This window comes from Microbacterium testaceum StLB037 (genome assembly GCF_900104345.1).
Lineage (GTDB): Bacteria > Actinomycetota > Actinomycetes > Actinomycetales > Microbacteriaceae > Microbacterium > Microbacterium testaceum_A.
Window position 1 is genome coordinate 215,402 of the sequence record NZ_FNJN01000001.1, and the last position, 26,358, is coordinate 241,759.

Sequence of the window (26,358 nt, forward strand, 5' to 3'; positions counted from 1 at the left end):
CCGTGTGTTCGCTGCGGGCGCGCGCTCCTCTTTCGGATTGCGGCCTCCTCGCAGGTCACGAACGGGTAACACGGATAACATGGGCGATGTATGCCTGTTCGCAGGCCGGCGTCCACGCGGGCGCCGCACCCGACAGATGGAGATGCTCCGTGGCCAATCCGCTCGAGAAACTGCTGCGCGCCGGCGAGGGCCGCATCCTGCGCCGACTGCAGGGCGTCGTGAAAGCGACCGGAGCGCTCGAAGAGGACTACGAGCAGCTCACCGACGACGAGCTGCGCAACGAGACCGTCGAGCTGCGCGCGCGTTACCAAGCCGGTGAGACGCTCGACCAGCTCATGCCCGAGGCCTTCGCCGCCGTTCGCGAGGCGGCCAAGCGCACGCTCGGCCAGCGTCCCTACGACGTGCAGATCATGGGTGGGGCAGCCCTCCACCTCGGCAACATCGCCGAGATGAAGACCGGTGAGGGCAAGACGCTGACCGCGGCGCTTCCCGCGTACCTCAACGCGATCGCCGGCCAGGGCGTGCACGTCATCACGGTCAACGACTTCCTCGCGAGCTACCAGTCCGAGCTCATGGGTCGCGTCTACCGCGCCCTCGGCATGACCACGGGAACGGTCGTCGCAGGACAGACCCCCGAGGTGCGCCGCGAGCAGTACGAGGCCGACATCAGCTACGGCACGAACAACGAGTTCGGATTCGACTACCTGCGCGACAACATGGCCTGGCGCAAAGAAGACCTCGTGCAGCGCGGTCACTTCTACGCCATCGTCGACGAGGTCGACTCGATCCTCATCGACGAGGCCCGCACCCCGCTGATCATCTCGGGCCCGGCATCCGGCGAAGCCAACCGCTGGTTCGCGGAGTTCGCCAAGCTCGCCCGCACGCTCGAGGCCGGCGTCGACTACGAGGTCGACGAGAAGAAGCGCACGATCGGCGTGCTCGAGCCCGGTATCGAGAAGGTCGAGGACTACCTCGGCATCGACAACCTGTACGAATCGGCCAACACCCCGCTGATCTCGTTCCTGAACAACTCGATCAAGGCGATCGCGCTGTTCAAGCGCGACACCGACTACGTCGTGATGAACGACGAGGTCATGATCGTCGACGAGCACACCGGCCGCATCCTCGTGGGTCGTCGCTACAACGAGGGCATCCACCAGGCGATCGAGGCCAAAGAGGGCGTGCCGGTCAAGGCCGAGAACCAGACCCTCGCGACCGTCACCCTGCAGAACTACTTCCGTCTGTACGACAAGCTCGCCGGCATGACCGGTACCGCCGAGACCGAGGCGGCCGAGTTCATGTCGACCTACAAGCTCGGCGTGGTTCCCATCCCCACGAACAAGCCGATGATCCGCAAGGACCAGTCCGACCTCGTCTACAAGAACGAGACGGCCAAGTTCGCGCAGGTCGTCGAAGACATCGTCGAGCGCCATGAGAAGGGCCAGCCGGTCCTCGTGGGCACCACGAGCGTGGAGAAGAGCGAGTACCTCTCGCGGCTTCTGGCGAAGAAGGGCGTGCGTCACGAGGTCCTCAACGCCAAGAACCACGCGCGCGAGGCCGAGATCGTCGCGCGCGCAGGTCGCCTGGGCGCCGTCACCGTCGCCACCAACATGGCCGGTCGCGGAACCGACATCATGCTCGGCGGAAACGCCGAGTTCCTCGCCGTGCAGGAGATGAAGGCGAAGAACCTCGACCCGGTCGAGACCCCCGAGGCCTACGAGTCCGAGTGGGACACCGTGTACCAGAGCATGCGCGACACCGTGGCCGAAGAGGCCGCGAAGGTGGTCGAGGCCGGTGGCCTGTACGTGCTGGGCACCGAGCGTCACGAGTCGCGTCGCATCGACAACCAGCTGCGCGGTCGTTCGGGCCGTCAGGGCGACCCCGGCGAGAGCCGCTTCTACCTCTCGCTCACCGACGACCTCATGCGCCTGTTCCAGTCGGGTGCGGCGGAGGCGATCCTCGCGCGCACGAACTTCCCCGACGACGTCGCGATCGAATCGGGCCTGGTCTCGCGCGCGATCAAGAGCGCCCAGTCGCAGGTCGAGGCGCGCAACGCCGAGATGCGCAAAAACGTGCTGAAGTACGACGACGTGCTGAACCGTCAGCGCGAGGCGATCTACGCCGACCGTCGTCACATGCTCCAGGGCGACGACATCGCCGATCGCGTGCAGCACTTCATCGAGGACGCGATCACCGCCGTCATCGACGACCACACCGGCTCGGGTCACACCGAGTCGTGGGACTTCGACGCCCTGTGGACCGAGCTGAAGACCATGTACCCCGTGAGCGTCACCATCGACGAGGTCGTGGCCGAGGCGGGTGGCAACAAGGGTCGCATCACGCCCGAGGGCCTCAAGCGAGAGATCATCTCCGACGCCCGCATCGCGTACGAGAACCGCGAGAAGGCCCTCGGCGAGCAGGCGCTGCGCGAGCTCGAGCGACGCGTCGTGCTGCAGGTCCTCGACCGCCGCTGGCGCGAGCACCTGTACGAGATGGACTACCTCAAGGACGGCATCGGCCTGCGCGCCATGGCCCAGCGCGACCCGCTCATCGAGTACCAGCGCGAGGGCTACCAGATGTTCCAGTCGATGATGGGGCAGATCAAGGAGGAGTCGGTCGGCTTCCTCTACAACCTCGAGGTCGAAGTGCGCAAGGTCGAGGGTGACGAGGCTCAGGTCGAGGCGAAGGGCCTCGCCCCGACGCCGGTCGAGACCCAGCGCCTCGAGTACTCCGCGGCCAACGACGCCGGCGAGGTCGAGGTCCGCAACGACCGCGGTCAGGTGCAGCAGGCCGCCACCAACCGCCTCCGTCAGGCCGAGCAGCAGGCCGAGCCGGCTGCCGAGCAGGCCCCCGCCGCCCGCGGAGCCTTCGGGCAGCGGGTGGCCCCGAGCGACGAGCCCGCCGCGAGCAACCGCGCCGATCGTCGCGCCGCCAAGAAGAAGTGATCGCACGACGGATGCCGCGCCCCGAGGTCGGGGCGCGGCATCCGTTGTTTCCGGGTACGTCGTCCGGCCGCCGGTCGGGGGACTGGCCCGACCGAGGGGTCCACGCGGTGTCGATTGGCCGCGACGGCCCGGGGATATCCTGAACCGATGAGCCCGCTGCGCCCCCTCGACCAGTCATCCAAGCTGAAGGACGTCCTGTACGAGATCCGCGGGGAGGCCCTCGTCGAGGCCGACCGACTCGAGGCCGAGGGGCACTCGATCCTCAAGCTCAACACCGGCAACCCGGCGATCTTCGGCTTCGAGGCGCCGCACCAGATCGTGCGCGACATGATCGCCTCGGTCCCCAACGCCCACGGCTACAGCGACAGCCGCGGCATCCTGTCCGCTCGTCGCGCGGTCGTCTCGCGGTACGAGCAGGAGCCCGACTTCCCCCACCTCGACCCCGATCACGTCTTCTTGGGCAACGGCGTGTCCGAGCTCATCACGATGACGATGCAGGCGCTGCTCGACGAGGGCGACGAGGTGCTCATCCCCGCCCCCGACTATCCGCTGTGGACGGCGATGACCAGCCTGGGCGGCGGCACGCCCGTGCACTACCTGTGCGATGAGCAGCGCGAGTGGCAGCCCGACCTCGAGGACATCCGCTCCAAGGTCACGCCCCGCACCAAGGCGATCGTCGTCATCAACCCGAACAACCCCACGGGCGCGGTGTACTCGCGCGAGATCCTCGAGGGCATCGCCGACATCGCCCGGGAGCACTCGCTCCTGCTGCTGGCCGACGAGATCTACGACCGGATCCTGTTCGACGACGCCGTGCACATCCCGATGGCCACGATCGCCCCCGACCTGCTCTGCCTCACCTTCAACGGCCTCTCCAAGACCTATCGGGTGGCGGGATACCGCTCCGGATGGCTCGCGATCACCGGACCCAAGGAGCACGCGCAGGGATTCCTGCACGGCATCAACCTGCTGGCATCCACTCGTCTGTGCCCGAACGTGCCGGCGCAGTTCGCGGTGCAGGCGGCGTTGTCGGGGGTGCAGTCGATCGACGCGCTCATCGCCCCGACCGGTCGTCTTCACGAGCAGAGGGATGCCGCGTGGCAGGGCCTCGAAGCCATTCCGGGCGTCTCGTGCGTCATGCCGCGGGGGGCGCTCTACGCCTTCCCGCGCTTCGATCCCGACGTGTATGAGATCCCGGATGACGCGCAGTTCGTCCGCGACTTCCTTCTGGCCGAGCACGTGCTGCTGGTCCAGGGGTCGGGCTTCAACTGGCCCGCGACCGATCACGTGCGCATCGTCACGCTCCCCGAGGCTCGCGTCATCACCGACGCGATCGAGCGTCTCGGCAACTTCTTGGCGTCCTGGCGTCCCTGACCCCGGGCGGGCGGGGACCTCTCCGCACGGTCGGCGCGGTCTCGTCGGGCGGCCGCCGTTTACAGCAGGTGGAGCGCCGTGATGCGCCACCGTCGCTCGACCGTCTCGAGCCGGAGGGCGATGGCGCGGGTGCGCAGACGACCCGAGACGATGACGGTCGCTTCGAGGGCACCTTCCCGAGGTGAGAAGAGGTGGATGCCGCGGACATGGTGGACGGCGCGGTACATCTGAACGCCTCGCGCACTCCGGGCGCGGGCGGCGAGGCTCGTTCGCACGAGGAGCGCACGGTAGACCTCTTCGGACATCCACCGTGCCAACTGCTCCGGGTCACGGACGCCGGCGACCACCTCGAGGACACCGCGGACCATGTTGCCGACGAAGACCTCGATGGCGGGGAGGCCGTCAGCGGCGTGCTCCGGACCCGGATTGCTCGCTGGACGGGCGTTCTGCTGGGCGCGCCGCGAAGGTTCGCGTCGCCGTGCTGATTCGGGCATGGGTCCTCTGTCTGTGCGTCGTAGGTTCGGCGAGTCGGGGTGAGGCCGACAGTAGGACAGTCATCGCACGGGCCATGGAGTTTTCGCGGTGTCTGTGGAGGGCTTTCGACGGGGTGAGGTTGAGGAGGAGCCGCGGTCATTCTTCTCGTCGCAGCGCCGACCGTCCCACACCGCGACTCTTCCCCTCAGCTCCACGGACCTCGTCACCCACGGGTCGCTCGAGAGGGACGCTCTCCGCGTCATGTCGGGCTGCTCGCCGGCGGACGCGGGAACGCCTTCGGGATCGGCGTCCCGGCGCGGAGGAGCCCAGACCTCGAGGTCGCGGCACGCATCGTCGGGCGCTGGCGCGACCACCCGGACGGGATCGCTTCCGGGCGATTGTGCGACGTTCGTCGTCACGGTAAATCGTCCGCGGGGTGAGTGCCTCTCCGTCTTGGCCTCACCACGTCCACCGTTGTGCGGACGTCGCGACCTCACCCTGCGCACCGCCCGGGCCTGCTGGGCAGGAGACCTCGAGGGGACGGGTTGGTTTCTCTCGCCCGCGCCTTAGCCTGCCGACGCATTCGAGGCGGTCGAACCTCACCCGCAGCCTCACCGAGCGCCGGCCGGACGCCTCGTGCGGATGCCCGCGTCGGAGGCTCCCCCTAGGGTGGAGGGGTGTCGACACTCAGTGAACTTGTCTACGCCCAGGGCCGCTCCAGCGAGGCGGACGTCGAGTGGCTGCACCGGCTCGCGGGCGACGGGCAGTTGCTCGCCGACCTCGCGTTCGCCGACATCGTCATCTGGGTCCCCACTCCCGACGACTCGTTCGTCGCCGTCGCCCACACGCGGCCCGGGGGAGCGGCGACGCTCTTCTACCGCGACATCGTCGGCGACCGCGTCCGTCCGCAGTGGCGCACCCAGGTGCGCGAGGCGTTCCAGAGCGGACGCATCGTCGACTCGGCATCCCCCGACTGGTTTGAGGAGACCCCCACGCGCGTGCGTGCGGTGCCGATCGTGCGCGAGCTCTCGCGCGAGGGCAACGCCGTCACGACCGTCGGCGTGCTGACCCGGCACACGAACCTCGGCGAGACGCGCACGCCGTCGCGTCAGCAGATCACCTTCAACGACTGCGCCGACGACCTGTTCGGCATGATCTCTTCGGCGGAGTTCCCCGACCTGTCCGCGCCGACCGCACCTCGTCGTGGAGCCCCGCGCGCGTCGGACGGGCTGATCCGTCTCGACGTCGACGGGATCACGACCTTCGCGAGCCCCAATGCGCTGTCGGCGTTCAACCGCATGGGCTTCGACGACGAGCTCGAGGGCGAGTCGCTGGCCGAGGTCACCGCTCGCATCCTGCCGGCGAAGCGACAGGACGTCGACGAGTCGCTCCCGGTCGTGGTGAGCGGGCGCGCACCATGGCGCGCCGACATGGAGGCGCGCGGCGTGCAGGTCTCGCTGCGGACGATCCCCCTGCGCGATCGCGGCAACCGCATCGGCGCGATCGTGCTCAGCCGCGACGTCACCGAGATCCGCCACCAGGAGCAGGAGCTCATCACCAAGGACGCGACGATCCGCGAGATCCACCACCGGGTGAAGAACAACCTGCAGACGGTGGCGTCGCTCCTGCGCATCCAGGCGCGGCGCACGCATTCCGACGAGGCGCGAGACGCGCTCACGCAGGCCATGCGACGGGTCTCGGCCATCGCCGTCGTGCACGACACGCTGTCGGAGGGCCTCGCGCAGAACGTCGACTTCGACGACGTCTTCGCGCGCGTGCTCAAGCTCGTCGCCGAGGTTGCGGCGGCCCCCAACACCCGCGCGCGCACGCGCAGCACGGGCAAGTTCGGCACGCTGCCCAGCCAGTTCGCCACGCCCCTCGCGCTCGCGCTCACCGAGCTGGTGACCAACGCGGTCGAGCACGGGCTCGCCGGTCAGGAGGGCGACGTCGAGATCGCCGCCGAACGCACCGGCGAGATGCTCGAGGTCAGCGTCCGCGACACGGGCGTCGGCCTGCCCGAGGGCCAGGTGGGCCGCGGCCTGGGCACGCAGATCGTGCGCACCCTCATCCAGGGCGAGCTCGGCGGAACCATCGATTGGCACACGCTGATGGGCAGCGGAACCGAGGTCACCATCGAGATCCCGCTGCGCTACATCGGCGGCTCGTCCGCCTGAGGCATCGCGTTGCTCGCGGGTACGCGGGAGTCCCGCCGTTCTCGGGGCGAGGTCTGCGCGCCTCTCCCTACCGCGGCACGACGAAGCCCGCCCCCGGAGGGACGGGCTTCGTCGAACGGCGGATGCCGTGAGGTCAGGAGGCGCGGCGGGCGCGAGCGGCGCGGCGCTTGAGCGCGCGACGCTCGTCTTCGCTCAGACCACCCCAGACGCCCGAGTCCTGGCCGGACTCGAGGGCGTACTGCAGGCAGACCTCGGTGACGGTGCAGCGAGCGCAGACCGACTTGGCCTTCTCGATCTGGTCGACCGCCGGGCCGGTGTTGCCGACCGGGAAGAACAGTTCGGGGTCGACGGTGAGGCAGGCTGCTTTGTCGCGCCAATCCATAGGGGTGCTCCTTGTAACAGAAAATTGGTCGATTCGGCACCGGGATTCGGGTCCGGTACCCTGGTGGGAACGCGAGCGATTGCTCGCCCCACTTCGCTGTGGGAGCACACGGCTTGTTCCATGCTCCCATAGCGATTCCGCCTGATCAAGAGGTAACCGCGAGGTTTCCAGATCGTAACGGCGCGGATTCGCCCGCCGGGGAGGCTTTCCGGATGCCGATTCGTCTCGCTGCCGCGGTCCTGCTCGGACTCGAAAGCCTCGGCATCCTGGCGCTCGCGGGCTGGCAGACGGTCGCCCTCGTCGGCGGCGACACCGATTCGGTGGTGAGCTCGGTCGCCCTCATCGTCCTCACCGTGATCGGTGCGGCCATCGTCGGTGCCTTCGGCGTCGCCACGGCCCGCGATGTCTCGGCCGGTCGATCCGGAGGGATCGTCACGCAACTGCTCATCCTCTCGGTCGCCATCGGCGCGGTGACGGGGGAGTGGGCGTCTCCGGCGATCGCCGTGCTCATCGCGGTGCCGGCCGTCGTCGGTCTCGTGCTGCTCGCGCTGGCGGTGCGCGCGGCGGCGCCGCGACGTCGCGACGACGACTGAGTCACGGCGCAGACGCGAAGACCCCGCCGACCGCTCGTGCGGGGCGGGGTCGCGGCATCCGCGGATCAGGCGACGGCGAGACCGAGGGTCTTGCGCAGACGCGCCACGTGGCCGGTGGCCTTGACGTTGTACATCGCCTCGACGATCTTGCCCTCTTCGTCGACGACGAAGGTCGAGCGGAGCACGCCCGTGACCGTCTTGCCGTAGTTCTGCTTCTCGCCCCACGCGCCGTAGGCCTCGTGCACGGCGTGGTCGGCGTCGCTCAGCAGCGGGAAGGTCAGACCGTCGCTGTCGCGGAACGCGCGCAGCTTCTCGGGGGTGTCGCGCGAGATCCCGAGCACCGTGTACCCGGCGCCCTGGAGAGAGGCGAGGCTGTCGCGGAAGTCGCACGCCTGCGTGGTGCATCCCGGCGTCTGAGCCGCGGGGTAGAAGTAGAGGATCACGCGGCGGCCGCGGAAGTCGCCCAGCGAGACGGGGTGTTCGTCCTGGTCGATGAGGGTGAAGTCGGGGGCGATGTCGCCCTTTTCGAGGTTCGTCACCCCTCCAGCCTAGAACGCTCGATGCCCTGGAACGTCGTCAGCAGGCGCTGCAGGGAGTCCAACCGGGCGGCGGCCCCGGGGCCGAGGCGGCCGGACTCGACCGCCTCGATGATGGCGCAGTCGGGAGCGTCAGGCAGGTGCGTGCAGCCGCGCGGGCACTCCTCGGCCACCTCGGCCAGATCCGTGAACGCGCCGAGGACGTGCGCGGGGTCGACGTGTCCGAGACCGAACGACCGCACGCCGGGGGTGTCGATGACCCAGCCCGAGCCGGCGCGTCCGCGGTACCGCAGCGACACCGCGGACGAGGAGGTGTGACGCCCCCGCCCGGTGACGGTGTTCACATGACCGATCGCGCGCTCCGACCCCGTGAGGGCGTTCACCAGCGTCGACTTGCCCACGCCCGAGTGCCCCACGAACACCGTCGAGTGGCCGACGAGGGCCTCGCCGATCTCGTCGAGGGGCATCTGCCCCTGCGCGCTGGTGAACACGCGCAGGTCGAGACCGACGAAGTGCGCGAGGAACTCCGTGGGGTCGGCCAGGTCGGTCTTGGTGACGACGAGCAGGGGACGGATGCCGGCATCCAGCGCCGCCACGAGGTAGCGGTCGACGAGGCGGGCGCGGGGTTCGGGGTCGGCCGCGGCGACCACGACAAGCATCTGGTCGGCATTGGCCACGATCACGCGCTCGACCTGGTCGGTGTCGTCGGCGCTGCGGCGCAGCAGAGACGTGCGCTCCTCGAGACCGATGATGCGCCCGAGGGTGCCTTCGTCGCCCGTGAGGTCGCCGACGACGCGGGCGCGGTCGCCGTTGACGATGGGCTGCTTGCGGAGCTCGCGCGCGCGAGTGGCCAGCACACGACGTTCGTCGGAGCCGTCCTCGTCGACGAGGACCGTGTAGCGGCCGCGGTCGACACCGAGCACGCGGGCGATCTGCGCGTCGGCATGGGCGGGACGCCGCTTCGTCCGCGGCCTGTTCGCCTTGGGATTGGGGCGGACGCGGATGGACGACTCGTCGTAGCGGAGGTCGTCCTCGTCGTCGTCGGCGTCGTCGAGCCAGCTCACGGTCGCTGCTCGCTCACACGCGGGGAGCGCGCAGCATCGCCTGCCACAGCGCCGCGAACTGGGGGAGGGTCTTGGCGGTGGTTCCGATGTCGTCGATCCGCACGCCGGGAACACGCAGACCGATCAGGGCGCCGGTGGTGGCGAGACGGTGGTCGTGGTGGGCCTTCCACTCGCCGCCGACGAGAGGCCGCGGCACGATGCGGATGCCGTCGTCGAGCTCGTGGGCCTCGCCGCCGAGCGAGCGGAGGTTTCCGACGAGGGCGCTGATGCGATCGGTCTCATGACCGCGGATGTGCCCGATCCCGTGGAGCGTGGTGGGACCGTCGGCGAACGCCGCCAGGCCGAACAGCGTCGGCGCCAGCTCACCCGCCGCGGACAGGTCGAGATCGACACCCAGGATGCCGTCATCTCCGGCGGCCACGGTGAGGGCGCCGCCGCGACGGCTGACGCGGGCTCCCATCTCGGCGAGGATGTCGACGAGGAGAGCGCCCGGCTGCGTGCTGTGCAACGGCCAGCCCGTGACGGTGACGGAGCCGCCCGTGACCATCGCTGCGGCGAGGAACGGCGAGGCGTTGGAGAGATCGGGCTCGATCGCCACGTCTTTCGCGCGCACGGGGCCGGCCGGCACGATCCACTCGCCGGGAGCGGGGCGTTCGACGTGCACGGCGCGGTGGGCCAGGGCTTCGACGGTCATGTCGATGTGCGGGATGCTGGGCAGGCGCGAGCCGACGTGACGCAGGTGAAGCCCCACGTCGAAGCGCGCGGCCGCGAGCAGGAGCCCCGAGACGAACTGGCTCGACTGACTCGCATCGATCTCGACTTCGCCGCCGCGCACGTGTCCATGCCCGCGCACCGAGAACGGCAGCGCCCAGTGGCCGCCGTCGTCGATGTCGACACCGACGTCGCGCAGGGCGTGGATCATGGCGCCCATCGGACGATGCAGTGCGCTCTCGTGGGCGGTGACGTGCACGTCGCCACGGGCGAAGCCCGCCACGGGGGCGATGAACCGCATGACGGTTCCGGCCTGGCCGCAGTCGATCGTGCCGTCGCCCGTGAACGAGGACGGAGGGGTCACCTGCAGGTCGGGGCCGAACGGCGAGCCGGTGTCGATCTCGTCGATTCCGACGCCGAGGACGCGCAACGCGTCGACCATGCGCGCGGAATCGTCGGAGTGCAGCGGTCCGTGCAGCGTGCCGGGGCCGTCGGCGATCGCGGCGAGGATCAGTTCGCGATTGGTCAGCGACTTCGAACCCGGCACGGTGACCGTGGCATCCAGGGGGCCGTCGGACACGGGCGCGTCCCACTCACCGCGGGGAGTGGCGGCGGAAAGGGAATACCCGAGGGGAGTCATCGGTTCCTAGCCTACTGAAAGGGGACGACACGTGACCGCACTTCTCGAACGCGACCGCCTGCCGGAGGCCATCCCGGTGGTCGCCGACACGCTCGACGTAGACTGGCGCGCGATGAACGACACCGCAGACGCCGGCCCGCAGGCGGAGCCCCGCGCACAGTTCGAAGAGCAGGCGCTGCCCTTCATGGATCAGCTGTACGCCGCAGCGATGCGCATGACGCGCAATCCGGCCGACGCCGCCGATCTCGTGCAGGAGACCTTCGTGAAGGCCTTCGGCTCGTGGGCGACGTTCACGCAGGGCACCAATCTGAAGGCGTGGCTCTACCGCATCCTGACGAACACGTACATCAACACGTATCGCAAGAAGCAGCGCGAGCCCTACCAGAGCGCGATCGACGATCTCGAGGACTGGCAGCTCGGCGGAGCCGAATCGACCACCGCGAGCAGCGCCCGTTCGGCCGAGGCCGAAGCGATCGACCACATGCCGGCATCCGTCGTGAAGGACGCGTTGCAGTCGATCCCCGAAGATTTCCGGATGGCGGTGTACCTCGCCGACGTCGAGGGCTTCGCCTACCAGGAGATCGCCGACATCATGAAGACTCCGATCGGTACGGTCATGAGCCGTCTGCACCGCGGCCGGCGGCTGCTGCGCGACCTGCTGTCGGACTACGCCAAGGAGCGCGGCATCCAGGCTGCGACGGGAGAGAAGAAATGAGCGACTGCGGCTGCGACAAGGCGCGACGCGACCTTGAGGAGTACCTCCGCAACGAGGTCTGCAAGACCCAGCAAAAGGACATCCGGGAGCACCTCGAGAACTGCCCCGGATGCCAGGACGAGGCCCTCGTGGCACGGACGCTGACCGAGGTGGTCGCGCGTGCGTGCAAAGAGACGGCGCCTGACGAACTCCGCGGCCAGGTGCTCTCGCGCCTGCGCGCCATCCAGGCCACTCACTGACGTCGCGGGCGTTCGCTCGCCGCGTGTCGGAGGTGATCCCTAGGCTGGGGTCATGGCATCCCTCGACACTCTGACGCTGCCCCTCGACCCGACCTCCGCCGCCGACCTCGCCGCCTCCGGGCTCGAATACGAGCGGGTGGATGCCGACGGCGAGGGGTTCCGTCCCTTCCAGCGGGCGGTCGCCCGGGGTTTCCTGGGCGGGGAGTCGACCGACGACGAGGCCGAGAACGCGCGCAAGACCCTGCGGACCCGCCGACTGACGGCGGTCTACGACCGTCGGGGCGTCGAGCCCGCGGTGCCGGTCGGCACGATCGACTCGTGGGCCTCCGAGCTGACGACCTCGCCGGGGCGCGTCGCCCCGCTGTGGTCCATCAGCGCCGTCACGGTGGCCGCGACGCACCGTCGCCGGGGGATCGCGCGCGCGATGATCGGCGGTGAACTGCGGACGGCGGCCGCGGCCGGCTTCGCCATCGCGGGCCTCACCGTCACCGAGGCGACGATCTACGGGCGCTGGGGTTTCTCGCCCGCCGCGTGGGCCTCCGACGTGCAGATCGACACGGGCCGCGCCCGCTGGACGGGTCCGACGGCACCCGGGCGGCTCGACTTCGTGCCGCGCGAGGCAGTCGTGGATCGCGTGGCGGCCGTCCACGAGCGAGTGCGCATCCAGCGCCCCGGGTCGGTACCCGGGTGGGACGGGCGGTGGCGCGGGATCGCGGGTCTCGCGCCCGGCGACAAGTCGGGCGAGAAGGTCCGCGCGGTCGCCTATCGTGGCGCGGACGGCGACGAGACGGGCATCCTCGTCTACACGATCGACGAGCGCGACGACTTCTCGGCGCACGAGCTCGAAGTGCGCGCCCTGTTCGCCGTCGACGCCGAGGCGTCCGCGGCCCTCTGGCGATTCGCGATCGAGCACGACCTCGTCGGTCGGGTGAAAGCGTGGCTGCAGCCCGCCGTGCCGCCGGTGCAGTGGATGGTCGCCGACCGTCGCGCCGTGACGGCGACCCTCACCGACCACCACTGGCTGCGCATCCTCGATGTGCCCGGGGCCCTGGGCTCGCGGCGGTACGCGGGAGCACTCGACGTGGTGCTCCGCGTGGCCGACCCGCTCGGCTTCGCCGAGGGAACGTGGCGTCTGCGCGTCGGCGCGGACGGAGAAGCCGTCGTCACCCGGGCGGACGAAAGCGAGGCGTCGGAGGTCGAGCTGACGGTCGGCGCCCTGAGCTCGCTCCTGCTCGGCGGGGTGCGCTCGACGGAGCTCGCCCACGCGGGACTCGTGCGGGCAGGGGCCGACGTCCTCGTCTCCGTCGACCGGGCTTTCACCCCCGAGGCGACCCCGCTGCTCGACATCTGGTACTGACGCCTTCTCATAGGAATTGGCAATACGCTTTCGCCGATGTCCGAATCCGCCGCTCCTCCGGTCGCCGACCGACCGCCGTCGCGCCTGACGAGGGTGGGCGCGTCGCTGCGTCGCTACCTGTCGCACAACCCGGTGGCGATCGTCGTCGCGGTGATCGTCGTGGCGTCCGCCGCGGCGACCGGGTCGCTGTGGGGCGACGACGCGCTGGTCTGGGGAGCAGGGCCGTTGGCCACGTTCGCCAGCGGCCGCTGGTGGACCCTGCTGACAGCACTCGTCGTGCCGGATTCGACGATCGACGCGTTCTCGTCGGTGCTACTCGCTCTGACCGCGCTCGCGTACGTCGAACGTCTGGTCGGATCGCGGCGCACGAGCCTGTTCCTCGCCGCCATCGGCCTCAGCGGATTGCTCGTGGGCATCGGCCTGCACGCCGCCGCCTGGACGATCACCGATCTCCGCCCCGTCGTCGCGGCCGAGGTCCCCGTGCTCGACCCGACCACGGCGATCGCCGGGGCCGTCATGGCCGGATCGGCCTTCGCGCCGACGCTCTGGCGTCGTCGTCTGCGCCTGGTCGGCTTCGCCCTGTTGGCCCTCTTCGCTCTCTACGCGGGTGACGCCGACTCCTGGTACCGCCTGTCGGCGGCGGTCATCGGACTCTTTGTCGGGGCTCTGCTCGCGCGGGGCCGGGAGCGCCGGTCGTGGCACCGCAGTTCGACGCGCGAGACGCGGACCCTCCTCGCCCTGCTGGTCGCGGTCGTGGGCAGCGGCCCGATCGTCGCGCTCGTCAGCGGCGGAGGCCGCGGGCCGCTCTCGCTCGTGGTGGACGCCTACACGCAATACGACGACGAACTGCTCGCGCAGTGCGGCAGAGTCGCTTCGTCGGTCTGTGACGAGCAGATCGGCCTCCTCATGACCCGGGGTGCGGGCCCCGCCCTCCTCGCGATCGTGCCGCTCGTGCTGCTCCTGGTCGCCGCGTGGGGGCTGCGGCAGGGGAGGCGCTCGGCCTGGATCGTCGCGGAGTTCGTGCTCGTGGCATCCGCCGTCCTGCCCGTCATCTCCCTGCTGGACGGGCGCCTGCGCATCGACCCGTGGGTCGACGGCAGCGGCGCGGAGTACGTGCTGTGGGCGATCGCGACGATCGTGATCCCCCTCGCGCTGGCCGCCGCCCTGGTCGTCGCCCGCGCGCGCTTCGCGGTGCGCGCCACCCCGCGCGCGGCGCGGACCGTCGCCGTGGTGGTCACCCTCGCCTTCGTCGTGTGCGCGACGACGCTGTTCGTCGTCGAGGCGATCGGGCACCGCGCCTTCGACCGGGAGGTGTCCGTGCTCGATCTGTTCGGATTGACGCTGCGACGGTTCCTTCCCCCGTCCTTCACCCATCCGGGCGGGTCCATGGCATTCCCGCACAGCGGGCCCGCTCTGTTCGCGTACCAGTGGATCGGCGTGCTCTTCTGGGCCATCGTCGTCACCGCGATCCTGTGGCTCTATCGGCGCTCGCGGCGCCCCGCCGCGGTCGACGACACTCACTACCGCGATCTGCTGCGACGCGGGAGCGACACCCTCGGCTTCCTCGGCACCTGGGCCGGGAACAGCCACTGGTACTCCGACGACCGGGAGTGCGCCGTCGCCTACCGGCTGAGCGGCGACGTGGCACTGGCGGTCGGCGACCCCCTCGCCCCCGAGGGGCGGCGCCCGGAGGCGCTGCGGGGCTTCACCGATTACTGCGTCGAGCACGGGTGGACCCCGGCGTTCTACAGCATCCACTCCGACACCCTCGACGATCTGGTCGACCTGGGGTGGAGACACGTCCCCGTCGGGGTCGAGACGGTCATGGACCTTCCGGGCCTGACCTTCGCCGGCAAGAGCTGGCAGAAAGTGCGTCAGCCCCTCACCCGGGCCGAACGCGAGGGATACACGGCCGTGTGGTCGCGGTGGCACGAACTGAGCGTCGGTCAGGCCTCGCAGGTGATCGCCATCGACGAGGAGTGGGTCGCCGACCGTGCCCTGCCCGAGATGGGTTTCACGCTGGGCTCCCTCGACGAACTCCGCGACCGCGACGTGCGGCTGCTGCTGGCGGTCGGCCCCGACGATCGCATCGAGGCGGTCACCAGCTGGATGCCGTCGTGGACGGCGGGCGAGATCTCGGGCTGGACGCTCGACTTCATGCGGCGGCGCACGGACGGCCCCAACGGCATGATGGAGTTCCTCATCGCGAAGGCCGCCCTCGAGCTGCAGGAAGAGGGGGCCACGGTGTTGAGCCTGTCGGGGGCTCCTCTCGCCGACGACCCGGACGAAGCCGTCGACGGCGACCCGGCGCCTCTCCGGGCACTCCTGCGCTGGCTCGCCGAGGTCCTCGAGCCGGCGTACGGTTTCGCGTCGCTCTTCCGCTTCAAGGGCAAGTTCCGGCCCCGGTACCGCCCGCTCTCGCTCGCCTACCGTGATCCGCTGCAGCTTCCCGCCATCGGGGCCGCGGTCGGACGTGCCTATCTGCCCGACGCCTCACGCCGCGAGATCGTCGCACTGGCCCGAACCGCCTGGGAGGGACGCCGGTGAACAAGTTCATCCTGTCGTTCGAACTGATCGACAGCCCCATGCTGCTCATCAGCGCCACCATCGCGGCCCTCGGCGTGATCGCCGTCGTGGTGTGGCGCCCGCGTCGGATCGTGAGCACGCTCGTGATCGGGATCGCTGCCGGCGTCGTGATGTTCGTGGTCGCGAAGATCCTCGAGGCGATGAACACCTTCCAGGGTCCGCTGCCCGGCGCGGCCATCTGGTGGGCATCGGGATCGATGCTCGCCGTCGCGATCGGCATCGTCGGGATCTTCCGCGCCCCGTGGCCGCGTCGCGTCCTCGGCGTCGTCGCCGTGATCGCCTCCCTGCTGGCGGGCATCCTCGGCGTGAACACCTCGTACGGGGTGACCCACAACCTCGCCGCGATCCTCGGCGTCCAAGCCCTCGATCCGGCGTCTCTGCCGCAGCAGGACGCCGTCGCCGAAGACCCCGCCACGCTGTACCAGACGTGGGAGCCGCCGGCCGACATGCCGGCCAAGGGATCGGTCAGCGCTCTGACGGGGAGCACGAAGATCCCCACCGGGCAGTACGCCGCGCGCGACGCGTCGCTCTACCTGCCCCCCGCGGCCCAGGTCGCCAAGCCTCCCGCTCTCCCTCTCCTGGTGTTCATGATGGGGCAGCCCGGTTCCCCCGACCCGACGGCGCTGGCCAAGGCGCTCGACGCCTTCGCCGCGAAGAACAAGGGACTCGCGCCCATCGCGATCGTCGTCGACCAGCTGACGGCACCGGATCGCGATCCGACGTGCGTCGACTCCGCTAAATACGGCGCCGTCGCGACCTACATCAATCAGCTCGTGCCGCAGTGGGCCGAGAAGAACCTCAACATCACCACCGACCACAAGTACTGGACCATCGGCGGGTTCTCCAACGGCGGCTCGTGCGCCGCGCTGTACGGGGCCAAGTACCCCGGCACGTGGGGGCAGATGCTCGACGTGATGGGCAATGAGTTCCCCGGGTCGGAGCACGTCGATCAGACGGTCAAGGACGTGTACAACGGAGATGCCGGGGCCTTCCAGGCGAACAAGCCGTCGGTGGTCATGGCGGCCGCGTCGCCCGGGACGTTCAGCGGCCACACGGCGATCTTCACGTGGGGGAGCGAAGACAAGACCTACGGCCCGGGGCAACTCGCGAACTCAAAGGCGGCGGAGGCCGCGGGATTCACGGTGCAGACGCACATCGTCGAGGGAGCCGGGCACACCGGCGAGGCTCTCGACGGCAGTCTGGCCTGGGCGATCCCGGCCTTGGCGCCCGCGCTGGGGCTGGCTGCGCCGGCATCCTGAGGCCACCGCCGGAAGACCGCGTGAGCGGGCTTCGCCCGGAAATGGATCGCGGACCCGGCTTGGCGACGCGGTAGGCCCGATCCGCGGGCGCGGGGAGCGCGAGACGGCATCTCGCTGACAACGGCGCCGCAGGATGACGCCGCTTCGTCGGCGAGATGCAGTTTCGGCGATCATGGCCCCGCCAGGCGTCCGGCCGCGGCGCGCGTGTGCGCACCCTCGGCTGCGGGGACGGCGGCGGTGACAGCTCCCGGTGAGAGCGCGGCGCCCGGGGACACGCTGTAGCCCTCTGCCGCCGGTGCGGTGAAACGCCGAGGGGCCCGACCGACAGGATGTCGTTCGGGCCCCTCGGCGTGCGGGTCAGCGCGCGAGCGCTTCTTTCATGATCGCGGCGTGCTCGTTGGCGTGCACCTTCGGCGAACCCGTCGCGGTCGAGGCCGCGGCGGCGCGCGAGATGCGGCGGATCGAGCGGCCACCGAGCTGATCGGCGACTTCGAGGGCGATGAACGGCCACGCCCCCTGGTTCTCGGGCTCGTCCTGCACCCACACCAGCTCGGCGTTGGGGTACTCGCCGAGGACACGGGTCAGCTCCTCGATGGGCGCCGGGTAGTACTGCTCCAGGCGCACGAGGGCGATCTCGGGGTTCGGGTTCTTGTCGAGCTCGGCGCGCAGATCCCAGTGGATCTTGCCCGCGTGCAGCAGGACACGCGTGACGGCGCCCTTGTCGACCCCGCGGTTATCGTCGAGCACGGGCTCGAAGCGACCCTCGAGGAAGTCCTCGACGGGGCTCGTCGCGCCGCGCAGACGCAGCATCGCCTTCGGGGTGAAGACCACGAGCGGGCGACGGGGACGCTGGTAGGCCTGACGACGCAGCAGGTGGAAGTACGACGCGGGGGTCGAGGGACGCGCGACGATCATGTTGTCCTGCGCGCACATCTGCAGGTAGCGCTCGATGCGGGCCGACGAGTGGTCGGGTCCCTGGCCCTCGTAGCCGTGGGGGAGCAGCAGCACGACGCTCGACTGCTGCGCCCACTTCTGGTCGGCCGACGAGATGAACTCGTCGATGACCGACTGGGCGCCGTTGGCGAAGTCTCCGAACTGCGCCTCCCACAGCACGAGCGCGTCGGAGCGCTCGACCGAGTAGCCGTACTCGAACGCCATGGCGGCGTACTCGCTCAGCAGGGAGTCGTAGACCCAGAAACGGCCCTGGTTCTCGCTCAGGTTCGCCAGCGGCAGCCATTCCTGACCGTTGTCGCGATCGTGGAGCACCGAGTGACGCTGCACGAAGGTGCCGCGACGCGAGTCCTGACCCGCGAGGCGCACCGGTGTGCCCTCCATCAGCACCGAGCCGAAGGCGAGGAGCTCGCCGAAAGCCCAGTCGATGTTGCCGTTGCGGCTCATGTCGTGGCGCTTCTCGAGCAACTGCTGGAGCTTGGTGTGCACCGTGAAGCCGTCGGGCTTGTTCACGAAGGCGTCGCCGATGTGCTGGACGACCTCGCGCGAGACACCCGTGGTCTCGGGAGCGCCCACCGCCGGCTCTTCGGCCGCGTCGATGGTGACGACGGGGTTCGCACCGGTCTCGGCCTCGTGCGTGTCGGCGAAGGCGACCTCGAGGCGGTTCTGGAAGTCCTGCTTCGCCTGCTCGTACTCGTCTTCGGTGATGTCACCGCGGCCGACGAGCGACTCGGTGTACAGGCGGCGGACCGAACGCTTCGCCTCGATGAGGTTCGTCATCAGGGGCTGGGTCATCGAGGGGTCGTCGCCCTCGTTGTGACCGCGGCGGCGGTAGCAGACGAGGTCGATCACGATGTCGCGGTGGAATTCCTCGCGGTACATGAACGCGAGCTCCGCGGCGCGGACGACGGCCTCGGGGTCGTCGCCGTTCACGTGCAGGATCGGAGCCTGGATCGTCTTGGCGACGTCGGTGGCGTACACCGAGGTGCGGGCGTCGGTCGGCGTCGTGGTGAAGCCGACCTGGTTGTTGACGACCACGTGGATCGTGCCGCCGGTGCGGTAGCCGCGCAGCTGCGACATCTGCAGCGTCTCGACCACGACGCCCTGACCCGCGAACGCGGCGTCGCCGTGCACGAGGATGGGCAGCCACGAGAACGTGCCGATGGGCTTGCGGTCCTGCTTGGCGCGGACGATGCCCTCGAGCACGCCGTCGACGGTCTCGAGGTGCGAGGGGTTGGCCGCCAGGTACACGGGGAGCTCGTCGCCCGCGTCACCGACGAAGGTGCCCTCGGTGCCGAGGTGGTACTTGACGTCTCCGGAGCCGCGCTTGCTGCCGATCGCGACGGCGCCCTCGAACTCGCGGAACACGTGCCCGTAGGTCTTGCCGGCGATGTTGGTGAGCACGTTCAGACGCCCGCGGTGGGCCATGCCGATGGCGGCCCCGTCGAGCCCGGCGGAAGCCGCACCCTGAAGGATCTGGTCGAGGAGGGGGATGAGGGACTCGCCGCCCTCGAGGCTGAAGCGCTTCTGACCGACGTACTTGGTCTGCAGGAACGTCTCGAACGCCTCGGCCTGGTTCAGCTTCGACAGGATGCGCAGCTGCTCGTCGTGGCCGGGCTTGGTGTACTTGACCTCGAGGTTGCTCTGGAACCACTGGCGCTGGGCCGGGTCCTGGATGTGCATGTACTCGACACCCATGGTGCGGCAGTACGAGTCGCGCAGCACGCCGAGGATGTCGCGCAGCTTGGCGACGCGCTTGTTGCCGAGACCACCGGTCACGAACTCGCGGTCGAGATCCCAGAAGGTCAGCCCGTGCGATTCGATCTCGAGGTCGGGGTGCGTGCGCTGGACGTACTCGAGCGGGTCGATGTCGGCCATGAGGTGGCCGCGCACGCGGAAGGAGTTGATGAGCTCCTGCACACGGGCGCTCTTGTCGATGCGCTCGGAGATGTCGACGCTGATGTCGGCGGCCCAGTGGATGGGCGCGTAGGGGATGCGCAGGGCGGCGAAGATGTCGTCGTAGAAGCCGCGCTGCCCGATGAGAAGCTCGTGGACCTTCTTGAGGAACTCGCCCGAGCCGGCGCCCTGGATGACCCGGTGATCGTAGGTGCTGGTGAGCGTGATCGTCTTGCCGATCGCCAGCTCGTTGAGCGTCTTCTCGCTCGCGCCCATGAACTCGGCGGGGTAGTCGAGCGCACCGGCGCCGATGATCGCGCCCTGGCCGCGCATGAGGCGGGGGACCGAGTGGACCGTTCCGATGCCGCCGGGGTTGGTCAGCGAGACCGTGGTGCCCTGGAAGTCGGCGGGGGTCAGCTTGTTGGTGCGGGCGCGGCGCACGAGGTCTTCGTACGAGGCGAGGAACTCGCCGAACGTGAGGGTGTCGGCCCGCTTGATGCTCGGGACGAGGAGGGCGCGCGACCCGTCGGGCTTGGGCATGTCGATCGCGATGCCGAGGTTGACGTGCGCGGGGGCCACGACCGAGGGCTTGCCGTCGATCTCGGCGTAGTAGACGTTCTGGCTGGGGAATTCCTTGAGCGCCTGGATCAGCGCCCAGCCGATGAGGTGCGTGAAGCTCACCTTGCCGCCCCGCGTGCGCGACATGTGGTTGTTGATGACGATGCGGTTGTCGATCATCAGCTTCGCCGGGATCGTGCGCACGCTGGTCGCGGTGGGCACCGTGAGCGAGTCGTCCATGTTGGACGCCAGGGCCTTCGGCATGCCCTTGAGGACCGTCACGCGGTCTTCTTCGGTGCTCTCTCCGGCTGCGGAGGGCACCACGCTGGGCGCCTGCGCCGGGATCGGCTGCGGCTTGGCCGGCTTCGCCGTGGTGCGGGCGACCGGCGCCTGACCGACCACGGGGATGGGAGCCGTCACCGGCTTGGGCTCGGACGCCGCCGGCGCCTGCGGCGCGGAGGGCGGGGGAGCGGCGGCGGAGGATCCATCGACGACCGGGTGGTACGCCTCCAGAATCGGCCACCAGGCCTTGTCTACGGAGTGCTTGTCGACTTTGAACTGTTCGTAGAGTTCGTCTACGAGCCACTCGTTCGCGCCGAACTCGCCCTCGCTCGAAGTACCGACGCCCGTCACCTGGCTCGACACAGTCGATCGCCTGCTTTCCTCGATGAAGATTCCTGTGGATACGCGGACGTCGCCGTCCTGCGTTCCTGCCAGCCTAGCCGAGGATTCTGGACGCCTTTCGGGTCTTTACATTCCCCTGATGTGGTGAGGTGGATGCCATGGAGTTCTCCGGCGCGCAGCCCGATGTCGACCTGACGTACTCGGACGTGTTCCTCGTCCCCCGCCATTCCGAGGTGCGGAGCCGCCTCGACGTGGACCTCGCCCCCGCCGACGGCAGCGGGGCGACGATCCCGCTCGTCTCGGCGAACATGAACTCGGTCACGGGCACGCGGCTCGCGGCGACCCTGGCCCGTCGCGGTGGCCTCGGCGTGTTGCCGCAGGACATGGCGCTGGAAGATCTGGTCGAGGCCGTGTCGTGGGTCAAGGCCCAGCCGACCGCGTGGGACACGCCCCTGATCCTCCCGCCCGAGGCTACCGTCGCCGACGCCCGCCGCATCCTCCCGGCGGTGCCCGGTCGGGGCATCGTCGTGGCCGTCGCTCGTGAGGACGGGGTGGTGGACGTGTCCGCGGTGCGGGGCATCGTGTCCGCGGGGCGCCTCGCCACGGCCCTCCCTGACGCCACGCTGGGTGACATCGCTCGTCGGGACGCCGCTGCGCTCGACGCGGCGGACGTGCACGACCCGCGCGAGGTGTTCGCGCGGATCGAGGCCGCGGGCGTCGACATCGTGCCGGTGGTCGACGGCGACCGGCTGGTCGGCACCCTTTCCGCACGCAGCGCGTTGCGCGCCTCCGTCTACCGCCCGGGTGTCGACGACCGGGGGCGCCTCATCGTCGCCGCGGCCGTCGGGGTGAACGGCGACGTCGCCACCAAGGCGCGCGCCCTCGCGGACGCCGGGGTGGACGTCCTCGTCGTCGACACCGCCCACGGCCACCAGGCCCAGATGCTCCGGGCGCTGCGCGCGGTGTCCGCCCTCGATCTCGGCATCCCGATCGCCGCCGGCAACGTGGTGACCGCGGACGGCGTCGCCGACCTGACCGACGCCGGGGCGACGATCCTCAAGGTGGGCGTGGGACCGGGCGCGATGTGCACGACCCGCATGATGACCGCGGTCGGGCGGCCCCAGTTCTCGGCGGTGCTCGAGACCGCCGAAGCCGCCCGGTCGGTGGGGGCGCACGTGTGGGCGGACGGCGGCGTGCGCTACCCCCGCGACGTGGCCCTCGCACTCGCCGCGGGCGCGGCATCGGTCATGGTCGGCTCGTGGTTCGCCGGGACCATCGAGGCGCCGGGAGAGCTGCAGACCGACGCCGGAGGGCGCATCTACAAGGAGTCGTGGGGCATGGCCTCGACGAAGGCGGTGCAGGGACGGTTCGGTGCGCTCGACCCGTTCGAGCGGGCGCGCAAGGAGCTGTTCGCCGAGGGCATCTCGTCGTCGCGCATCTACCTCGACCCGCAGCGTCCGGGCCTGGAGGACCTGCTCGACATGATCACCTCGGGCGTGCGCTCCTCGTTCACGTACGCGGGAGCGGCCACCGTCGCCGAGTTCCACGAGCGCGCCCGCGTCGGCCTGCAGTCGGCCGCCGGGTACGACGAGGGCAAGGCGCTCCCCGTCAGCTGGTGAGCAGGCGGTCGAGGGTCGCCGCGGCCTCGAGCGTGATCCAGGCGCCCAGCTGCACCGAGAAGTCCAGGTCGTCGCCGTCGGCGACGGCCGCGCGGCGCGGGTCGGCCGGGAACAGCCCGTCGCGGCGCCCCTCCCACAGGGCGTCGGCGTTGCGCTCGACCAGTCGCCGGGCCGCGTGCGCCGCGGCCTCGCCCTCGTCGTCTTCGCTCTCGGACAGCTCGACGGCCGCGTCGGCGAGATAGCGGGCCAGGATGCCGGCGAACAGGCCCCCGTCGCCGCCTCCGGCCGCGGGCATGAGCCCCTCGTCGTCGGCACACCATCGCTCGACCGCGTGCACGAGTTCGCGCGCCCGGCGCACGTGCCTCCAGGCGGCGTCGGTCTCGTCGATCGCCGACTCGCCCAGCAGCAGCTCGAGCCCGATCGTCGCGCCCTGGTTGTAGGTCCACAGGTCGGGGCGCACCGCGTCGTGCTCGATGCCGTCGCGGACGAGGCCGGTGCTGTCGTCGTCGAGGGTGGATGCCATCCAGTCGGCGAGCCGCTCCGCCTCGGTGCGGTGACCGGTCAAGGCCAGCACCATCGCCCCCGGGGCGTTCGCGGGCGCGTTGTACAGCGCGCTGCCGACGCTCCACGGGAGGGCGCCGACACCGGGGTCGATCGCCTCGTGCAGGCGCCCGGCGATCTTGCGGAACGCGCGGGGGTTCGCGCGGCTGGTGAACAGTCCCAGTCCCATCCAGGCGATGTCGTCGTAGAACGGCGTCGTCCAGCGCCCGATGGTGCGCAGCGTCACGCCGCGGCCCAATCGGCGCAGGAGTCGGCGGCGTCGCGGGTCGGGGCGGTTGCGCTCGGCGTCGGCGAGCACGTGGATCAGGTGGGCGTGCCACCAGTAGTGCCACGTCCGGGCGCTGCGGGCGTCGGCGACCGAGGCGTGCGCCCAGGCGACCGGACCGTAGCGGTGGAGGTAGCGCTCGAGCACCGCTCGTTCCGCGGCGGCGGCGCGGTGCTGCGCCGGGGTGTCGGCATCCATTCGTCCATCCTCTCCAGTGCTCACGGATGTGCACGAGACGGATGCCGAGGGGCGCGGGCTGCAATAGAATCGACCGCACGATGGACGACCCTCCCAGTTGTAGACCCAGGCCCCACAGACCCTCTTCCGCCGAGCGATCGAGCGGGGGTGATGCCTGATGGATTACGTCATGCTGGGCGTGGGGCTCGTGCTCACCGTGGGAACCGGACTCTTCGTCGCGAGCGAATTCGCCCTCGTCAACCTCGACCGTGCCGACCTCGAATCCCGTCGCGCCGCGGGTGAGACCCGTCTGTCGCTGACCATCGATGCTCTGCGCATCACCTCGACGCACCTGTCGAGCGCGCAGCTGGGCATCACGCTCACGACGCTGCTCACCGGTTACACGATGGAACCGGCGATCTCGAACCTGCTCCGGCCGGTCTTCCAGTCGTGGGGGCTCCCCGAGGCGCTCACCGTCTCGGTGGCCGCCGTCATCGGCGTCGGCTTTGCGACCGTGCTCTCGATGATCCTCGGCGAGCTCGTCCCCAAGAACTTCGCGCTGGCCATCCCGCGCCAGACGGCCAAGCTCGTCATGCCGTTCCAGGTCGCTTTCACCGCGGTGTTCAAGCCCGCGATCGTCGTGCTCAACGGCAGCGCCAACGGCGTGCTGCGCGCGATGGGCGTCGAACCCAAAGAGGAGCTGTCGGGAGCCCGGTCCGCCGAGGAGCTGTCGAGCCTCGTGAAGCGATCGGCCAGCGCCGGCATGCTCGAGAAGGACACGGCCTCGCTGCTGGACCGCAGCCTCACCTTCGCGCGCCTCAGCGCGGCCGATGTCATGACCCCGCGCCCGAGCGTGCACGCGCTCGCCGCGGGCGACCCCGCCGACGACGTGGTGCAGCTCGCCCGCCGCACCGGGCACAGCCGCTTCCCCGTGTACGGGGAGTCGATGGACGACATCGTCGGCGTCGTGCACCTCAAGGCCGCGATCGGCGTGCCGCGTGAGAAGCGGGGCGACGTGCCGGTGGCGGCGCTGTCGACCGAGCCCCTGCGCGTGCCCGAGACCGTGCACCTCGACGCGCTCGTCTCGGAGCTGCGCTCGCGCGGCTACCAGATGGCGATCGTCATCGACGAGTACGGCGGAACCGCCGGCGTCGTGACGCTCGAGGACCTCGTGGAAGAGATCGTGGGCGAGGTGCTCGACGAGCACGACCGCTCGCGCGCCGGCGTCGTGCGCTCGGCGGCGTCCGTCACGTTCCCCGGCGACCTGCGGCCCGATGAGGCCCTCGACCGCGCCGGCGTGCGCGTGCCCGAGGGAGAGGTGTACGACACGGTGGGCGGCTACATCATGGCGGCGCTCGAGCGCATCCCCGTCGTCGGCGACACCGTCGATCTCGAAGACGGCAGACTCGCCGTGCAGCGCATGGACGGCCGGCGTGTCGACCGCGTGCAGTTCACGCCGACCCCGGTGGAACAGGACGTCGACGAGCTGGTGCGCGCGGCGAAGGGCGGTGACCAGCGATGAGCGACTGGGCCGGAATCGCCTGGCTGGTGGTCCTCTTGGCCGCCAACGCCTTCTTCGTCGGCGCGGAGTTCGCCGTCATCTCGGCGCGCCGCTCGCAGATCGAGCCGCACGCCGACCGCGGCTCGCGCGCGGCGAAGACCGCGCTGTACGCCATGGAGCACGCGACGCTCATGCTCGCGACCTGCCAGCTGGGCATCACGATCTGCTCGCTGCTGATCCTGAACGTCTCGGAGCCCGCGATCCACCACCTGCTCGAGGGGCCACTGGGACTCACCGGGCTGCCCGAGGCCGCCGTCGGCGTGATCGGCTTCGTCGTCGCGCTGCTGGTGGTGTCGTACCTGCACGTGGTGTTCGGCGAGATGGTGCCCAAGAACCTCGCGTTCTCGCTCCCGGATCGCGCCGTGCTCATGCTCGCCCCGCCGTTGGTCGCCGTCTCGAAGGCGTTCCACCCGATCATCGTGGCGCTCAACTGGACGGCCAACCACGTGCTGCGACTGTTCCGCGTGGAGCCGAAGGACGAGGCCGCCTCGACCTACACGCTCGACGAGGTCGCGACCATCGTGACGCAGTCGCGGCGCGAGGGCGTGCTCGACGACTCCGCCGGAACGGTGACCGCCGTGGTCGAGTTCACCGAGAAGAAGGCCGCCGACATCGCGGTGCCGGTGAGCGCCCTGGTGACGCTGCCCGAGACGACCACCCCGGCCGAGATCGAGCGCGCCGTCGCCCAGCACGGATACTCGCGGTACGTGATCGTCGACGAGACGGGACACCCCACGGGCTACGTGCACCTGAAGGACGTGCTGCGCGCGGCGGAGGGATCGGATGCCGACATGGCCCGCCCCATCCCCGCCAAGCGCGTGCACCACATGGTGTCGATGCTCGAGACCACCGATCTCGAGGACGCCCTGGCCCTCATGCGCCGCTCCGGTCGCCACCTCGCCCAGGTGCGCGACGACCGCGGCGACGTGCAGTCGGTCCTCTTCCTCGAAGACGTGATCGAAGAGCTCGTCGGCGAGGTGCAGGACGCCACCGAGCGTCGCCGCTTCGTCTGAACGCAGAACACCGGATGCCACGGGGCCTGGGCCTCGTGGCATCCGGTGTCTTCGGGTGAGGGTGCGGTCGTTGCGTGTGATGTC

19 protein-coding genes are annotated in these 26,358 nt (G+C 70.1%); 12 read left to right on the forward strand and 7 right to left on the reverse strand.

Annotated features, from left to right (window positions below; all coding sequences use genetic code 11):
* Nucleotides 1-149: 149 nt before the first annotated feature.
* Together secA and BLS25_RS00935 are read left to right on the forward strand one after the other, a co-directional pair.
* Nucleotides 150-2,945 (forward strand): preprotein translocase subunit SecA, encoded by a 2,796-nt coding sequence (secA, locus tag BLS25_RS00930; RefSeq protein ID WP_074694121.1) that lies wholly within the window; start codon nucleotides 150-152, stop codon nucleotides 2,943-2,945.
* A gap of 147 nt (nucleotides 2,946-3,092) precedes the next feature.
* Nucleotides 3,093-4,319 (forward strand): pyridoxal phosphate-dependent aminotransferase, encoded by a 1,227-nt coding sequence (locus tag BLS25_RS00935; protein ID WP_056226902.1) that lies wholly within the window; start codon nucleotides 3,093-3,095, stop codon nucleotides 4,317-4,319.
* Between the two features lie 59 nt (nucleotides 4,320-4,378).
* Here BLS25_RS00935 and BLS25_RS00940 read toward each other — a convergent pair whose 3' ends face one another.
* Nucleotides 4,379-4,813 (reverse strand): Rv3235 family protein, encoded by a 435-nt coding sequence (locus BLS25_RS00940; protein WP_081349637.1) that lies wholly within the window; start codon nucleotides 4,811-4,813, stop codon nucleotides 4,379-4,381.
* Between the two features lie 657 nt (nucleotides 4,814-5,470).
* On the opposite strand from BLS25_RS00940, the gene BLS25_RS00945 reads away from it, so the two are divergent.
* On the forward strand, nucleotides 5,471-6,967 hold the full coding sequence (locus BLS25_RS00945; protein WP_056226906.1) for a sensor histidine kinase: 1,497 nt from the start codon (nucleotides 5,471-5,473) through the stop codon (nucleotides 6,965-6,967).
* 133 nt (nucleotides 6,968-7,100) lie between these two features.
* On the opposite strand, the gene BLS25_RS00950 is transcribed toward BLS25_RS00945, so the two are convergent.
* On the reverse strand, nucleotides 7,101-7,349 hold the full coding sequence (locus tag BLS25_RS00950; RefSeq protein WP_013583608.1) for a WhiB family transcriptional regulator: 249 nt from the start codon (nucleotides 7,347-7,349) through the stop codon (nucleotides 7,101-7,103).
* 212 nt (nucleotides 7,350-7,561) lie between these two features.
* Here BLS25_RS00950 and BLS25_RS00955 point away from each other — a divergent pair, with 212 nt between their 5' ends.
* Nucleotides 7,562-7,942: a hypothetical protein gene (locus BLS25_RS00955; RefSeq protein WP_056226908.1), complete on the forward strand. Its 381-nt coding sequence runs from the start codon at nucleotides 7,562-7,564 to the stop codon at nucleotides 7,940-7,942.
* 65 nt (nucleotides 7,943-8,007) lie between these two features.
* Here BLS25_RS00955 and bcp read toward each other — a convergent pair whose 3' ends face one another.
* The 3 genes from bcp to aroA are packed head-to-tail and all read right to left on the reverse strand — an operon-like array spanning nucleotide 8,008 to nucleotide 10,893.
* On the reverse strand, nucleotides 8,008-8,481 hold the full coding sequence (gene bcp / locus BLS25_RS00960) for a thioredoxin-dependent thiol peroxidase (RefSeq protein ID WP_056226909.1): 474 nt from the start codon (nucleotides 8,479-8,481) through the stop codon (nucleotides 8,008-8,010).
* Nucleotides 8,478-9,542 (reverse strand): ribosome small subunit-dependent GTPase A, encoded by a 1,065-nt coding sequence (gene rsgA, locus BLS25_RS00965; protein WP_074694122.1) that lies wholly within the window; start codon nucleotides 9,540-9,542, stop codon nucleotides 8,478-8,480. Before rsgA ends, bcp begins: the two co-directional genes overlap by 4 nt.
* 13 nt (nucleotides 9,543-9,555) lie before the next feature.
* Nucleotides 9,556-10,893 carry a 3-phosphoshikimate 1-carboxyvinyltransferase gene (gene aroA, locus BLS25_RS00970; protein ID WP_074694123.1) on the reverse strand — a complete coding sequence of 446 codons (1,338 nt, stop codon included), beginning with the start codon at nucleotides 10,891-10,893 and terminating at the stop codon, nucleotides 9,556-9,558.
* A gap of 112 nt (nucleotides 10,894-11,005) precedes the next feature.
* Between aroA and BLS25_RS00975 the strand changes: the two genes are divergently transcribed.
* Genes BLS25_RS00975 through BLS25_RS00995 form a run of 5 tightly spaced genes read left to right on the forward strand, consistent with a single transcriptional unit; the run spans nucleotide 11,006 to nucleotide 17,049 of the window.
* Complete coding sequence (locus tag BLS25_RS00975) at nucleotides 11,006-11,608, forward strand: sigma-70 family RNA polymerase sigma factor (protein ID WP_056228410.1); 603 nt, start codon at nucleotides 11,006-11,008, stop codon at nucleotides 11,606-11,608.
* Complete coding sequence (locus tag BLS25_RS00980) at nucleotides 11,605-11,847, forward strand: zf-HC2 domain-containing protein (RefSeq protein ID WP_074694124.1); 243 nt, start codon at nucleotides 11,605-11,607, stop codon at nucleotides 11,845-11,847. Before BLS25_RS00975 ends, BLS25_RS00980 begins: the two co-directional genes overlap by 4 nt.
* A gap of 52 nt (nucleotides 11,848-11,899) precedes the next feature.
* The gene (locus tag BLS25_RS00985; protein WP_074694125.1) at nucleotides 11,900-13,204 is read left to right on the forward strand and encodes a GNAT family N-acetyltransferase; all 1,305 of its coding nucleotides are present in this window, start codon (nucleotides 11,900-11,902) and stop codon (nucleotides 13,202-13,204) included.
* A gap of 36 nt (nucleotides 13,205-13,240) precedes the next feature.
* Nucleotides 13,241-15,751: a bifunctional lysylphosphatidylglycerol flippase/synthetase MprF gene (locus BLS25_RS00990; RefSeq protein ID WP_074694126.1), complete on the forward strand. Its 2,511-nt coding sequence runs from the start codon at nucleotides 13,241-13,243 to the stop codon at nucleotides 15,749-15,751.
* Nucleotides 15,748-17,049, forward strand: a complete 1,302-nt coding sequence (locus BLS25_RS00995; protein ID WP_074694127.1) for an alpha/beta hydrolase — start codon at nucleotides 15,748-15,750, stop codon at nucleotides 17,047-17,049. The genes BLS25_RS00990 and BLS25_RS00995 overlap by 4 nt, the downstream gene beginning before the upstream one ends.
* 357 nt (nucleotides 17,050-17,406) lie before the next feature.
* Here the strand turns inward: BLS25_RS00995 and BLS25_RS01000 are convergent, their stop codons facing one another.
* The gene (locus BLS25_RS01000) at nucleotides 17,407-21,099 is read right to left on the reverse strand and encodes a multifunctional oxoglutarate decarboxylase/oxoglutarate dehydrogenase thiamine pyrophosphate-binding subunit/dihydrolipoyllysine-residue succinyltransferase subunit (RefSeq protein ID WP_081349638.1); all 3,693 of its coding nucleotides are present in this window, start codon (nucleotides 21,097-21,099) and stop codon (nucleotides 17,407-17,409) included.
* 137 nt (nucleotides 21,100-21,236) lie between these two features.
* Between BLS25_RS01000 and BLS25_RS01005 the strand changes: the two genes are divergently transcribed.
* Nucleotides 21,237-22,697, forward strand: coding sequence for a GMP reductase (locus BLS25_RS01005; RefSeq protein WP_074694128.1), 1,461 nt, complete (start codon nucleotides 21,237-21,239; stop codon nucleotides 22,695-22,697).
* Here the strand turns inward: BLS25_RS01005 and BLS25_RS01010 are convergent.
* Entirely contained in the window at nucleotides 22,687-23,721 is a 1,035-nt protein-coding gene (locus BLS25_RS01010; protein ID WP_074694129.1) for a glycoside hydrolase family 76 protein, read from the reverse strand. The genes BLS25_RS01005 and BLS25_RS01010 overlap by 11 nt on opposite strands.
* Nucleotides 23,722-23,878: 157 nt before the next feature.
* On the opposite strand from BLS25_RS01010, the gene BLS25_RS01015 reads away from it, so the two are divergent.
* Entirely contained in the window at nucleotides 23,879-25,222 is a 1,344-nt protein-coding gene (locus BLS25_RS01015) for a hemolysin family protein (RefSeq protein ID WP_074694130.1), read from the forward strand.
* Nucleotides 25,219-26,274: a hemolysin family protein gene (locus BLS25_RS01020; protein ID WP_056226926.1), complete on the forward strand. Its 1,056-nt coding sequence runs from the start codon at nucleotides 25,219-25,221 to the stop codon at nucleotides 26,272-26,274. The genes BLS25_RS01015 and BLS25_RS01020 overlap by 4 nt, the downstream gene beginning before the upstream one ends.
* Nucleotides 26,275-26,358 lie beyond the last annotated feature (84 nt).

Excerpts from the sequence above, each read along its gene's own strand:
- BLS25_RS00935 (WP_056226902.1), top strand. The coding sequence starts at position 3,093 with ATGAGCCCGCTGCGCCCCCTCGACCAGTCATCCAAGCTGAAGGACGTC.
- BLS25_RS00940 (WP_081349637.1), bottom strand. The coding sequence starts at position 4,813 with ATGCCCGAATCAGCACGGCGACGCGAACCTTCGCGGCGCGCCCAGCAG.
- BLS25_RS00950 (WP_013583608.1), bottom strand. The coding sequence starts at position 7,349 with ATGGATTGGCGCGACAAAGCAGCCTGCCTCACCGTCGACCCCGAACTG.
- BLS25_RS00955 (WP_056226908.1), top strand. The coding sequence starts at position 7,562 with ATGCCGATTCGTCTCGCTGCCGCGGTCCTGCTCGGACTCGAAAGCCTC.
- aroA (WP_074694123.1), bottom strand. The coding sequence starts at position 10,893 with ATGACTCCCCTCGGGTATTCCCTTTCCGCCGCCACTCCCCGCGGTGAG.
- BLS25_RS00975 (WP_056228410.1), top strand. The coding sequence starts at position 11,006 with ATGAACGACACCGCAGACGCCGGCCCGCAGGCGGAGCCCCGCGCACAG.
- BLS25_RS00980 (WP_074694124.1), top strand. The coding sequence starts at position 11,605 with ATGAGCGACTGCGGCTGCGACAAGGCGCGACGCGACCTTGAGGAGTAC.
- BLS25_RS00985 (WP_074694125.1), top strand. The coding sequence starts at position 11,900 with ATGGCATCCCTCGACACTCTGACGCTGCCCCTCGACCCGACCTCCGCC.
- BLS25_RS00990 (WP_074694126.1), top strand. The coding sequence starts at position 13,241 with ATGTCCGAATCCGCCGCTCCTCCGGTCGCCGACCGACCGCCGTCGCGC.
- BLS25_RS01005 (WP_074694128.1), top strand. The coding sequence starts at position 21,237 with ATGGAGTTCTCCGGCGCGCAGCCCGATGTCGACCTGACGTACTCGGAC.
- BLS25_RS01010 (WP_074694129.1), bottom strand. The coding sequence starts at position 23,721 with ATGGATGCCGACACCCCGGCGCAGCACCGCGCCGCCGCCGCGGAACGA.
- BLS25_RS01015 (WP_074694130.1), top strand. The coding sequence starts at position 23,879 with ATGGATTACGTCATGCTGGGCGTGGGGCTCGTGCTCACCGTGGGAACC.
- BLS25_RS01020 (WP_056226926.1), top strand. The coding sequence starts at position 25,219 with ATGAGCGACTGGGCCGGAATCGCCTGGCTGGTGGTCCTCTTGGCCGCC.